Annotated in this window: 9 protein-coding genes; 6 read left to right on the top strand and 3 right to left on the bottom strand. The window is 37.2% G+C overall.

Annotated features, from left to right (window positions below):
• Nucleotides 1-6: 6 nt before the first annotated feature.
• Nucleotides 7-345, top strand: a complete 339-nt coding sequence (locus tag P3T75_RS11915) for a YlbF family regulator (RefSeq protein WP_206903934.1) — start codon at nucleotides 7-9, stop codon at nucleotides 343-345.
• Nucleotides 346-409: 64 nt separating this feature from the next.
• Here P3T75_RS11915 and P3T75_RS11910 read toward each other — a convergent pair whose 3' ends face one another.
• Together P3T75_RS11910 and P3T75_RS11905 are read right to left on the bottom strand one after the other, a co-directional pair.
• Entirely contained in the window at nucleotides 410-1,033 is a 624-nt protein-coding gene (locus P3T75_RS11910; protein ID WP_282461710.1) for a GyrI-like domain-containing protein, read from the bottom strand.
• Nucleotides 1,023-2,078 carry a GntR family transcriptional regulator gene (locus P3T75_RS11905; protein WP_282461709.1) on the bottom strand — a complete coding sequence of 352 codons (1,056 nt, stop codon included), beginning with the start codon at nucleotides 2,076-2,078 and terminating at the stop codon, nucleotides 1,023-1,025. The genes P3T75_RS11910 and P3T75_RS11905 overlap by 11 nt, the downstream gene beginning before the upstream one ends.
• 253 nt (nucleotides 2,079-2,331) lie before the next feature.
• On the opposite strand from P3T75_RS11905, the gene P3T75_RS11900 reads away from it, so the two are divergent.
• The 5 genes from P3T75_RS11900 to P3T75_RS11880 all read left to right on the top strand — a co-directional run bounded on the left by P3T75_RS11900 (nucleotide 2,332) and on the right by P3T75_RS11880 (nucleotide 10,915).
• A complete protein-coding gene (locus tag P3T75_RS11900; protein ID WP_282461708.1) occupies nucleotides 2,332-3,198 on the top strand; it encodes an ROK family protein in 867 nt (288 codons plus the stop codon).
• Nucleotides 3,199-3,603: 405 nt separating this feature from the next.
• On the top strand, nucleotides 3,604-4,788 hold the full coding sequence (locus P3T75_RS11895; RefSeq protein WP_282461707.1) for a metallophosphoesterase family protein: 1,185 nt from the start codon (nucleotides 3,604-3,606) through the stop codon (nucleotides 4,786-4,788).
• Nucleotides 4,788-7,397, top strand: a complete 2,610-nt coding sequence (locus P3T75_RS11890; protein WP_282461706.1) for an ATP-binding protein — start codon at nucleotides 4,788-4,790, stop codon at nucleotides 7,395-7,397. The genes P3T75_RS11895 and P3T75_RS11890 overlap by 1 nt, the downstream gene beginning before the upstream one ends.
• Before the next feature lie 46 nt (nucleotides 7,398-7,443).
• On the top strand, nucleotides 7,444-8,388 hold the full coding sequence (locus P3T75_RS11885) for a 3'-5' exoribonuclease YhaM family protein (RefSeq protein WP_282461705.1): 945 nt from the start codon (nucleotides 7,444-7,446) through the stop codon (nucleotides 8,386-8,388).
• Nucleotides 8,389-8,629: 241 nt separating this feature from the next.
• Nucleotides 8,630-10,915: a cation-translocating P-type ATPase gene (locus P3T75_RS11880; protein WP_282461704.1), complete on the top strand. Its 2,286-nt coding sequence runs from the start codon at nucleotides 8,630-8,632 to the stop codon at nucleotides 10,913-10,915.
• Nucleotides 10,916-11,102: 187 nt separating this feature from the next.
• Here P3T75_RS11880 and P3T75_RS11875 read toward each other — a convergent pair whose 3' ends face one another.
• Nucleotides 11,103-12,098 carry a peptidylprolyl isomerase gene (locus P3T75_RS11875; RefSeq protein ID WP_282461703.1) on the bottom strand — a complete coding sequence of 332 codons (996 nt, stop codon included), beginning with the start codon at nucleotides 12,096-12,098 and terminating at the stop codon, nucleotides 11,103-11,105.
• Between the last annotated feature and the right edge of the window lie 102 nt (nucleotides 12,099-12,200).

Genomic DNA, 12,200 nt, shown 5'->3' with positions numbered 1-12,200 from the left:
CAAATCATGGCGAACATTTATGACACAGCAAATCAATTGGAACGAGAAATTCGCGAATCAGAACAATTTGGCGACTTAAAAGCATCTTTTGACCGCTTGAAAGAAAACCAAGAAGCTCATGCGTTATTCCAAGAATTTCAACAGTTACAACAAGGCTTGCATGAAAAAATGATGTCTGGTGAAGAAATTTCAGAAGACGATGCTAAAAAAGCGCAAGAATTAGCTGAAAAAGTACAAAAAGAAGATTTAATTAACGAATTAATGCAAAAAGAACAAGCTTTTAGTGCCGTAGTTAATGACTTAAACCGCATTATCATGGGCCCTGTTCATGAATTATATAACTAAAAAATAAAAAAACGGATGTGGCTTAATAAACTACATCCGTTTTTTTTTGTGATTAAATTAAAAATTAATTTCTAATTTTGTAACGCAACAATGTTTGCAGTTTTTCCGGTTGAGTACGGCGAAAATCTTTTAAATAGATTTCTCGATGCCAATAATCTTCCATCAGAACAGTTTTGGCCAAATCATTTTCAGCCATAAAAGTCTCCATTTGATTGAAGGTGTTAATTTCGGTATCAAAAGGACCAACATGGACCATTTGTAAGGCGGAACCTTCCTCGTAGACTTCCCATTTCACATCACTAAAATAAGGATTACTATTTTTTGCCACTAGATCTGCTTTTATTTCATTGAAAAACGTTTTGGTTACGAGCTCTGGCTGACGCAGCATAATTTTGTATTTCAAAGCATCCTTATTCAAATTATTTCCTTGTGAGCCATCCGTAGTTGTCCAGACACCTTCTAAAGGATAAATGCGATAGTCGATTGCCGTTTTTAGCGCTCCTTTTTTTATTGCCATTTTAATTTTGTAGGCAATGGGAAAAAGAGCGCCAATTTTTTCAGCAAATAAGGCGTCGTTGGGATTGCCTTCTCCGCTTAACGTAATGAATTGTTGTGAGGGGATAGTGACTAACGTTGGCTTTTTGGCAAAGTACAGTGATTTTTCTTGCTTGCTCCAATCAACTTTCATAATTTCCTCCTATTAGCGCTGTTGTTGAATTTCGCTGAATTAATTTTACAGAAATCTTCCTGTCCTTTGGTTGTTTGCCATCTTGCAACCAGCTTAATAACAATTTAGCCGCAGTGTTTCCAATTTTCTTAAAATCTTGCAAAATAGTCGTTAATGCTGGATCAAAAAAACGGGCAGCAGGAGTATCATCAAAGCCTGTGACAGAAAGTTCAGCGGGAATTTGCCAATTTTGCTGGCGCAATTGTTGTATCGCTCTTAAGGCAAAAAGATCATTTTCACACACGAGAGCTGTCACATTATTTTGGCGTAAGTAATCACTTAAAGATTCCCCGCTTAGGTAAGTATCCTCTAAATGACTATGAAAAGTCTGTTTCTCTTCTGATAATGCCCGCAAATAACCAAAGTAACGTTGTCGTGTTGATTGAGGATGGTTTTTCGCACCAAAGTAATACGCGATTTTTTTATGTCCTAATTGTTGCAAATGCTTAGTTGCTAGATAGCCCCCCACTTCATTATCAGCAGTAACAGCAGGAAAAGGTAAGTCGTGTATTTTTTTATCTAAAATAATGACAGGAAAATTTTGCAAAGCTAGCGCAACGAGTAGATCCAGATGAGCCTCTTCATTACGCGCATAGTAAATTAAACCATCAAACTCGCTTGTAATATCACGTGTGTTGCGATGTGTTAAAAAATCGAAATTGGTCAGCAGAACATCGATTTTTTCTGCCTGTAAAATAGTCATCACACCTTCACTCAAGGGTGCAATGGAGAGCTCTGTGCTTTCTTCTAAAGGTAAAACCAATAAAATTCTGCGGGGAGCATTTTTAGGGATAAATTCTTTGACAAAACTGCCGCTGCCTTGAACGCGGGTAATGAAACCGTCTTGTTCCAAGTCAGTTAAGGCGCGTTTTGCTGTAATCCGACTGACGTGATAACTATCTGAAAGCTCTTTTTCAGTAGGTAATTTACTACCAGAAAGGCGCTGGCCACTAATAATTTGATTTTTTAAGTCTGTTTTTATTTTTTGATATAACGGTTGCGTCACGATCGATACCTCATGTCTTAGCTGATTTTTGATATATCTATTTGCTATGATAGCATATTCTTTTTTGTTCATACATAAATAAAAAATATTTCTGAAAGCGTAGACATGTTGGGTATATCCAAGTATAATCATTTTATAAATTGATATATCAAATTTTACAGAAAAATTTTAGCAAAATAAGATAGCACAGATGAAAAGAACCATTTGGTACAACAAGATAGATTTGTGCCATCAAAAATTAGGAGGATGTAAAATGTATTACGGCGGTATTGAAGCAGGCGGGACAAAATTTATTTGTGCGGTCAGCGATGAAAAACAAAATATTATAGCAAAAACGAGCATTCCTACAACTACGCCAGAAGAAACATTACAAGGGACGTTTGCCTTTTTTGATCAGTATGAAATTAGCGCTATGGGAATTGGTTCTTTTGGACCAATCGGTATTAACGAAAGTAAAGATAATTACGGCTATATTTTAGCAACGCCAAAACCTGGCTGGTCTGAATTTGATTTCTTGGGTCAAATGAAAGCAAAATACGATATTCCCTTTGTTTGGACGACCGATGTAAACGCAGCAGCCTATGGGGAGTTAAAAAAAGGGGCGGCCCAAGATAAAAATAGCTGTATTTATTTAACAGTGGGAACAGGAATTGGCGGAGGCGTCGTAATTGACGGCAAAATTTTCTCAGGAATTAATCACCCCGAAATGGGACACATCCATGTAAAACGTCATCCTGATGATGACTATGAAGGAAAATGCCCGTATCACAAAGATTGCTTAGAAGGTTTGGCTGCAGGCCCAAGTCTAGAAGCAAGAACAGGGATTAAAGGACAAGATCTACCAGAAGATCATCCGATTTGGGAAATTCAAGCGTATTATATTGCCCAAGCATTAATGAGCTATGTTCTAACCTTAGCACCAGAACGGATTATTCTAGGTGGGGGCGTAATGAATCAAGATCACTTGTTGATGAAAATTCGCCAAAGTTTTGTGGAGCAAGTAGCGGGATATGTGGAAACACCACCGGTTAGTGAATATATCGTGCGTTGGGGTTTACCAAATGAAAGTGGCATTACGGGCTGTTTATTGTTAGCAGAAGATGCTGTGAAAACGAAATAAAAAAATAACCAAACAATCTTAAAAAGCGTAACCTAGCTGTTACGCTTTTTGATTGTTTGTTTTTTTGTTGATGAGGATAAAATTTTAGAAGACTGGAGGAGTAATTTTCTAAAATTCCACTTTTATTTTTGTGCTGCAGGCAGTTTGCAAAACAGCGCGTATTGTTTTAGTCAAATTTTTTTGGCGGCATTTTTCTTTTAAAAAAGGCGAACAAATTTTCGTATTTGTGATGACGAAATAGGTGATAAATGGTATGATATAAAGGAATTTAGCGTCTTTTTTTACCACTGAATTTTATTGATGTAAAACTTTTTTGAATTTAATTTCAAACCGTTAAGCTCAAAATCGTTTCTTACTTTTTATGATAAAGCTAAAGTGAAATTATTGAATTAAGGAGGCGTTATTATGCGCTTTATCCATGTCGCTGATTTACATTTTGATCGCACTTTTGAAGGCTTAACAAAAGAGCTGCCTGCAGATTTTTCAAAAAAGTTAAATCAAGCCAACGAAAAAACACTGAAAAATATCGTCACCACAGCGATTGAGCAAAATGTCGACTTCGTCATTTTTGCTGGCGATACTTTTCACCAAATGAATCCTTCTTTGAAAAATCAGCAGTTGTTGATGCAACAATTTGAAAAGTTAGCACAAGCAGAGATTCCAGTATATTTGATTTTTGGTAATCATGATTATTATGAAGAAAATCGCTACTGGTTTGCTTTTCCAGATAATGTTGTCTTATTTGAAACAGAAACAGTCAAAACTATTACTGCTACTACCAAAAATGGTGAAAAATATGCGTTATCTGGTTTTAGCTACCGTCAGCAATATTTGACAAAAAAAATGGCCCAAGAATTTCCGCTACGGAATTTAGAAGTAGACTATCACATTGGAATTTATCACGGAGATGTTCAGGATGCTAATTTTGCGCCCTTTAGTGTGAGTGAGTTGAAGAGTAAAAATTATGATTATTGGGCCTTGGGGCATATCCATCAACCAACACAATTAAGTGCTGAAATGATTTATCCAGGTACTCCCCAAGGACATACAAAAAAAGAACTTGATTTAGGCAATGTTCTTTTGCTGGAGTTAACTGGAAGTAACATTAACGTAAGTAAACGACCAGTAGCTGCATTACGGTGGCAAAAAAGAACAATTTCATTAGCCAGTTGTGAAAATAATGCGACCGTTTTAAATTATTTGAGCAAACAATTGGCACCAGTATCAGCCAAAACAGCGTTATTGTTAGAATTAGTCCTGACTGACAGTGAACATTTACAAAATTTCGCTGAAATGATTACAAATGGGCAATTACAAGACTTATTAAATCAACAATGGCCGGCACAAATTTTTGTCCATACTTTAAAATTACAAGAAACAAAACATAAGATTTCACTACCAGCTAGTGATTTATTAAAAACACAATTACTGCAAGAGTTTAGTCATGGTGAGATTTTTAAAGAAGTATTAACCGAACTTACTATAAATAAAAATACCACTTTACTGCTGGAAGATCCTGAATTTCGCCAAGAAGTTTTAAAACAAGTAGCCGCCGAATTAAACGAGCAATTTGAATGGGGGCAAGATTGATGCAACTTCTAAGAGCGGAGATTACCGGTTTTGGTAAATATCGTAATAAAACCATTGATTTTACAGCGGGCAATCAGTTGTTTTATGGTGCTAATGAAGCAGGCAAGTCAACCTTATATCAATTTATTATGGCAATGTTGTTTGGCTTCCCTCTTAAAAGAGGACGGAAACGAGATTTTGAACCGTTAGATGGTACGAGTTATGGCGGACGGTTAGTTATTGTACTACCTATTCATGGACAAGTGACAATCGAACGCTTTAAACAAGTCAACCGTGGGAAAGCAAAAGTTTATTTTGGCCAGCAAACAGGTAGCGATGACCTGTTAAATCAGTTGATTGCACCTTTAAATCGTGAATTATTTGAAGATGTCTTTACTTTCCAGCAGGAACAATTGAGTCAATTAGAACGCCTACAAGAAAAGCCGCTTCATGATGCCTTAATTTCATTGGGAATTACCGGTAGCAAAAAGTTGTTAGGTAAACAGCAAGAATACCAGGATAATGAACAAAAAATATTCAAAGTTAGAGGACAGCGCCAAGCTTTAAACAAGGCGCTAAAAGAAAAAGAGAAAATCGCCCAACACGTTTATCAGCAAGAAACAAAAGAAGCCGCCATTACTGATCTTTTGGCTGAAAAAAAGCAAGATGAATTGCGGCAGCAGGAATTAGCTGAAAAAATACAGCAAACACAGCAAGAATATTTAACACTAAAAGAAAAAGAAAACAGCTTTCCGCAATACGAAGAGTGGCAACTTTTGCAAAAAAAATATCCTAACGATGACTTAGGAGCAGAGCCAGAAAAACTGCAAGAATTTTACAATCAATATAATCAATTGAATACACGTTTAGCCGAAGGAAAGCAAGCCTTAATTGCATTAAATGAAACACAAGGATTAACCGATCGCTATCGCTTTTATCTCGAGCATGAAAGTGAAATCAAAGGTTTGTTACAAGAACAAGTTGCAGCGGTACGTTTAACTGATGATTTTCAAAATCAGCTCCAGGTCCAACAAGACTTAATTGAAGCTGTAACGGTATTAGAGGATACGTACCAATTCCAGGTAGGAGAAGATCCACAGCAAAAGGTTAAGTTGATAAAAAACTTAGCCCAAGACTATCAGCAACTAACAGAAAACATTACCCAGACAAAACAAGAAGAACTTTGGCAAAGTGCCCACCTGCAAGCTGCAATTGATAACAAAAGTACGTCAAAACAGCCTGTAAAACCACCACTTACCACCATAATATGCGGTATTGTCGCTGTAATTTTTTTGATTAGTGGCCTTTTAAGTAAAAATGTACGTTTTATTTTATGGGCAATGGCGTCAATCGCGCTAATTTTTGCTACGTATAAGTATTATCAAAAAATAAAGAGCAATCAGACAGCCAAAGTAAAAAACAAAGCGCAGCCAGTAAATCAGACGAAGACAGCAGTGACGCAATTGATAGCTAAGCAAGAAGAACTTTGGTATCAACTGCAACAAAGGCTACCCCAGCTTATATCCCCAGAAGATTTACCAACTGCTTTGGTTCAGTTGGAAAATGCTGCCAAAGATTATCTGATAAAAAACGAAGCGCTAATGGCCGCTGACCAACGTTTAGATCAATTAGATCAAGCCTATGGGAGTTTTTTGCAACGTTTTCGATTTTTAGATAAATGGTTGCCTCAAGCTAATCAAGATGTTTTACAGCGTTTACGGCTGTTGCAAAATTTTACCGATGAAATGCAAGAAGTTAAGCTGCAACAAGAACAGCCGACAGCTGCCCTACTAATTCGGCAAAACCAACAATTACAACAGCAACTCGATCAATTATTGACAGAAAATCAGCGCTTGTTGCAAAGTGTGGGAATTAGTCAACCAACAGAAATTCCACTATGGATTGCCCAAATGCATCAAAAAGCAGGGGATTTAGCCCGAAAACAAGAATTAGCGACGCGACTAGCAAAACTATTCCCCCAAAAAATTACCGCTAGTCAATTGGCAATGGCGCTAGCTGCTGTCAAAAGTAAACTAGCAGAGTTGCAACTAGAAGACCGCAAACTTAGCCGTAACTTGCAAAAGGCACAATTAAAGATGGAACAAATGCAAAGTGATGGTACCTTAGATGAGTTGCGCCAAAGATTAGCTCAAGCAGATAGTGAGGTATATGAACTTGCCTTACAGTGGAGTAAAAATAAATTAATGGCAGCTTTATTAGGGGATTTGGCCACGGAGCTTTCAGATAAACAATTGCCACAACTATTACAAAAAAGCAGTGAATATTTAAAACTTTTGACAAAAGATAATTATTTTTCCTTGGATTTTATCGCAGGGGAATTAGCGGTCAAAACTAAAAATCAAAGTTGGAAAGTTTACGAACTTTCGACTGGTACGAAAGATCAAGTGATTATGGCATTACGCTTTGGTTATTTAGCTTTGCAGACAAATGTGCTATGTCCGTTAATCATCGATGATGGCTGGTTGCATTATGATAGTGTTCGCAAAGAACAGCTGGCAGTATTATTACAAGAGTTTTCACAGCACTATCAAGTGATTTGTTTGTCTTCTGACGTAGAAATGGTAAGCTATTATGAGAAGCTACAGCAAAAGATTGTCTTGTTGCGTTAGTAGAAAAAAATTGTGATAAGGAAAAAAGAAGTAAAAGGAGATTGCCATGAAAAAATTAAAAGATTTAGCCGTGGATGAAGAATTTCAAGCCTTTTTGTTAATTAAGAATGCCGATGTGCGTTTAGCCAAAAACGGTAAAAAATTTATTGCATTTACTTTCCAAGATACATCTGGAACGATTGATGGTAAATTTTGGGATGCTTCTGAAGAAGAAATTAATAAATTTGAAGCAGGAAAAGTGGTTGCACTACAAGGAAAACGCGAATTGTACAATGGCAATCCTCAAGTGAAGATCATCCATCTGCGTCTTGCTCGCGCTGATGAACCCAGCGAACCAACGCAATATATGGAGCGAGCACCACTTAAAAAAGAAGAGATGGAAGAAGAGATCAATCAGACCTTATTTGAAATTATCAATCCCCATTGGAATCGAATCGTCCGCTTTTTGTTGAATAAATATCAAAAAGAATTTTTTGACTATCCAGCAGCAAAACGCAATCACCATGCTTTTGCCGGTGGTCTAGCTTATCATACGGTTTCGATGTTGCGCTTAGCCAAAGCCATCGTTAAAGAATATCCAGAGTTGAACCCATCTTTATTATACGCAGGCGTCATTTTACATGACTTAGGAAAAGTGATTGAGTTGTCGGGCCCAATGTCAACAGAATACACGCTCGTGGGAAATTTGGTTGGACATTTGGTGTTGGTGGATGAAGAAATTACGAAAGCCTGTATTGCTTTGAAATTTGAAGAAAATGAAGAAGACATTGTGGTTTTACGCCACATGGTCTTGGCCCATCACGGTTTATTAGAGTATGGGTCACCTGTTCGTCCCCGCATTATGGAAGCAGAAATTTTACATCAAATTGATAATTTAGATGCCTCCATGCAAATGATGTTGACTTCTTTGCGCCAAACACAACCGGGAAATTACTCTGATCGCATTTTTGGAATGGACAATCGCAGTTTTTACCTACCCAAAGATGTGTAATCCTTAAATTAAAGTGATGAAAATAACAATAGCTTAGTTTACGTCGTTAATTTTAATCGGGGTAAACTAGGCTTTTTTGTCGTGGAGTGTCCGAACACTAAAGAGTGAGACACGTTTTTTTGCTGGTCCATTTTTCTTAAACTTTTTATAAGGCAGTTAGAAAATTTCAATGAATTTCAGTAAATAAAAATTTCCTGTGTTATCTTTTTTTGTAGACGATTTTCAAAAGGAGACGCTAAATTTGGAAAATAGAAGTGGTTTAAGCTTAGCTGCAGTGCAGGAGCGAAAAGAACAAGGATTGCAAAATAATTTTACTGAAAGTGCAACCAAATCAACGGGGGCTATCTTCTACGATAATTTAGTCACCCTATTTAATTTTTTGAATTTATTGATTGGAATTTGCCTGTTCTTAGTGGGCGCATATAGCAATATGTTTTATCTGGTCATTATTTTGGTCAATATCACAATTGGTATCTATCAAGAGATTCATGCCCGTAATTTGGTTCAAAAACTTTCAATCGTGAATAAAAAGCAGGTTAGCGTCCTGCGTGACGGGATAGAGGTAAAGGTAGACTCTACAGAATTGGTAATGGATGATTTGGTGAAAATAGGTGCCGGCGAACAAGTTCCGTCGGATATGCAAGTTGTCACAGGCTTTGCTGAAGTCAATGAAGCAATGTTGACCGGAGAATCAGACCTAATTGCAAAGCAGGCGGGGGCCTCATTGTTGTCTGGGAGTTTTTTAGTTAGTGGGGAAGTATTCGCTCAAGTTGTCCATGTAGGCAAAGATAATTATGCCGTGAAATTAACCAATGAAGCGAAAAATCATAAACCACTTAATTCAGAATTAATTCGGGCCATTCGTCAAGTTGCAAAATTCACTAGTTTTGTCATTATCCCTTTTGGTATTTTACTTTTCTTAGAAGCCTTTTTCCTGCGTTCTAGTGGTACAAAAGAAGCTGTGGTTGTCTCGGCTGCTGCTGTGTTGGGGATGTTACCCAAAGGTCTGGTTTTATTAATTAGTATTGCGCTAACCACGGGGGTTACCAAACTAGCGAAAAAGAGAATTTTGGTTCAAGATATGTACGCAATTGAAACCCTTGCTCATGTGGATACGCTTTGTTTGGATAAGACTGGTACGATTACCAAAGGGGATATGCGGGTTTTAAAATTACACAGTGTACAAGAAGCGTACACAGAACAACTTTTTGCAATTATTGGAAGTTATTTAAAAAATAGTACAGATAGTAATGTGACGATGCAAGCACTACGGGATTATTTTCCGGAAACGACTACCTATGCTGCTAGCCAAGTGACCCCTTTTTCTTCTGAACGAAAATGGAGCAAAATGGATTTGGCAACGATTGGGACAGTCTACTTGGGGGCGCCCGAACGCGTATTGGCAAAAGAAAATATTCCACCTATAGTTTTGCACGCACAAGAACAAGGATTGCGTGTTTTAGTGATTGCCGTAGCAGCTGACCAAGAAGAACCGCAGGCAATCGCAGTAATTGAAATTGAAGATATTATTCGCAACAAAGCAGAAGAAACCCTTGCTTATTTAGATCAAGAAGGTGTTGCGTTAAAAGTTATCTCTGGTGATAATCCGATTACTGTTTCCAATATTGCCAAACGAGCAGGATTACCACATTATGAACAATATATTGATCTAACGACCTGTAAAACAGATGAGGAAGTAAAAGAAGCAGCATTGAAATATACGGTTTTTGGTCGCGTTGCCCCACAACAAAAGAAACTCTTGGTTCAAGCTTTAAAAAAAGCCGGGGGAACAGTTGCGATGACAGGCGATGGTGTCAATGATGTGTTGGCTTTGCGTGAAGCGGATGTCAGTATTGCGATGGCTGACGGGGATGCAGCGACCCGCCAAATTTCCAATTTGGTATTACTCGATTCAGACTTTACCACGTTACCAGAAGTCTTGTTTGAAGGACGACGGGTTGTAAACAATGTGACCAAAGTCTCCGGTATCTTTTTTATCAAAACGATTTATTCTTTCTTACTAGCCATTATTTGTTTATTCAGTGTCAGTGCTTTTCCTTTTATCCCAATTCAAATCACCTTGATTGACTTGGCGATTGAAGGCTATCCTTCTTTCTTTTTATCTTTTGAAAGCAACAAAACAAAAGTTAGCGGGAAATTTTTACCTACAGCACTGAAATCTGCTTTACCGAATGCCTTATTAGTTGTAGTGAATGTTTTGGCCGTAGCAATACTTGCGCAACAAGCCAATTGGCCCCAGATGCAGACCACCACATTAATGTATTATTTATTAATTGGTATCAGCTGTCTAGCCGTGATTAGAGCTTGCTTACCGCTTAATCCATTACGGTTATTTTTAACGATTACTACCATTGGCGGAATTTATGTGGCAGCAATGCTATTTCATAAAATTCTAGAAATTGGCTTTTTAACTTCGGCGATGATACCAGTATTTGCTATATTGATGCTGGGAAATAGCATTTTATATGGACTGATAACTTGGTTGATGAAGAAAAAAGTGAAGTAGGAAAAGCCAACAAAAGTAAGCTGATTTCTGTTGGGAAAATTTGACAGCTTGTAATAAAGATTTTTTTTACCGTTATAAAAAACCGCTAGGACAAAAGTTAATACTTTGTCCTAGCGGTTTTTGAATGGTGAAGTTTAGTTGCAATCAGCATAGTTTATAGCTGTTGCAGGTGTTATTAGCTACTACATTATTTAGATTCAGCAGTTGAACTTTCAGCTGTTTTTGATTCTTCAGTAGAAGAGTCAACTTTTGAATCTTTCGTTGAGCTTGATTTTGTATCTTTTGTTTCAGCAGCTTCAATAAAGTCGCTTAAGATGTTTTGTAGGGCATCATCTTTTACTTTTACGTTAGCATCTTTTAATTCTTGACCGATTACTTTAGCAGAGAAAGTAGAGTCAGATGCTTTGGTATTGATCGCAATTTCTTTTAATTCTTTTTTGTAAGGGTCCATTGAATTGCCTTTGGCCTTATTTTTATCCATCCGGACAACGTAATAGCTTGTCATCATAGTAGATTGGTCAGTCACAGGGATAACAGCAGAAACTTCGCCGTCTTTCAGTTTGAAAGCAGCTGTTTTCACATCAGCTGGCACACTTGCTGTTTGAGAATCAAAGGAGATTTTACCACCTTTTTCTTTGGTAGCAGAATCAGTTGAACTCTTCTTGGCAATTTTTTCAAAGTCAGCATCTTTTTTACTTACTTCTTCTTTTAATTTTTTCGCTTCGTCTTCGCTAGCAGCAGCGATGATATGGGCATCAACTTCTGGATGGAAAGAATCCCAAGCGGTTTTTAAATCTTTATCAGTAACTTTAACATGAGATTTGATCCCTTTTTCTAAAGCTGCTTGTTGGGTTAAATATTCTTTGAAAGTTTTCTTAGTGAAACCAGATTGTTCCAATTGTTGTTCAAATGAATCGCCATAAACTTTTGCTTGTTCATTGTATTGCTTGTCGATTGCTTTTTGGTCCACTTTGTCGCCATACTTGTCACCGAAAACTTTTAAAATAATCATGTTACGGATTGTTTGTTGATTATTAGAATCATATTTTGCTTGATCGTAAAAATCTGAAACCGTGATTTTTGAACCTTTCATTGTGGCGATGTCTTGGTCTTTAGAGCCACAAGCAGCAAGGGATAAAACAGCCATTGCGCTGACAGCGGCTAATAACATTTTTTTCTTCATTTAGTCGAGCACTCCTGTATTTTCAATTTAATTTTCACAAATATTACTATAGCACATTCTGTTTTTAAAAAAAATCACTGGCTGGAAGTTTCAAACAAAATT

The sequence above is a fragment of the Enterococcus montenegrensis genome, from assembly GCF_029983095.1.
Lineage (GTDB): Bacteria > Bacillota > Bacilli > Lactobacillales > Enterococcaceae > Enterococcus_C > Enterococcus_C montenegrensis.
Note: the sequence above shows the minus strand (reverse complement) of the source record. Positions and strands in the feature narration are given on the sequence as shown.

Excerpts from the sequence above, each read along its gene's own strand:
- P3T75_RS11915 (WP_206903934.1), top strand. The coding sequence starts at position 7 with ATGGCGAACATTTATGACACAGCAAATCAATTGGAACGAGAAATTCGC.
- P3T75_RS11910 (WP_282461710.1), bottom strand. The coding sequence starts at position 1,033 with ATGAAAGTTGATTGGAGCAAGCAAGAAAAATCACTGTACTTTGCCAAA.
- P3T75_RS11900 (WP_282461708.1), top strand. The coding sequence starts at position 2,332 with ATGTATTACGGCGGTATTGAAGCAGGCGGGACAAAATTTATTTGTGCG.
- P3T75_RS11895 (WP_282461707.1), top strand. The coding sequence starts at position 3,604 with ATGCGCTTTATCCATGTCGCTGATTTACATTTTGATCGCACTTTTGAA.
- P3T75_RS11890 (WP_282461706.1), top strand. The coding sequence starts at position 4,788 with ATGCAACTTCTAAGAGCGGAGATTACCGGTTTTGGTAAATATCGTAAT.
- P3T75_RS11885 (WP_282461705.1), top strand. The coding sequence starts at position 7,444 with ATGAAAAAATTAAAAGATTTAGCCGTGGATGAAGAATTTCAAGCCTTT.
- P3T75_RS11875 (WP_282461703.1), bottom strand. The coding sequence starts at position 12,098 with ATGAAGAAAAAAATGTTATTAGCCGCTGTCAGCGCAATGGCTGTTTTA.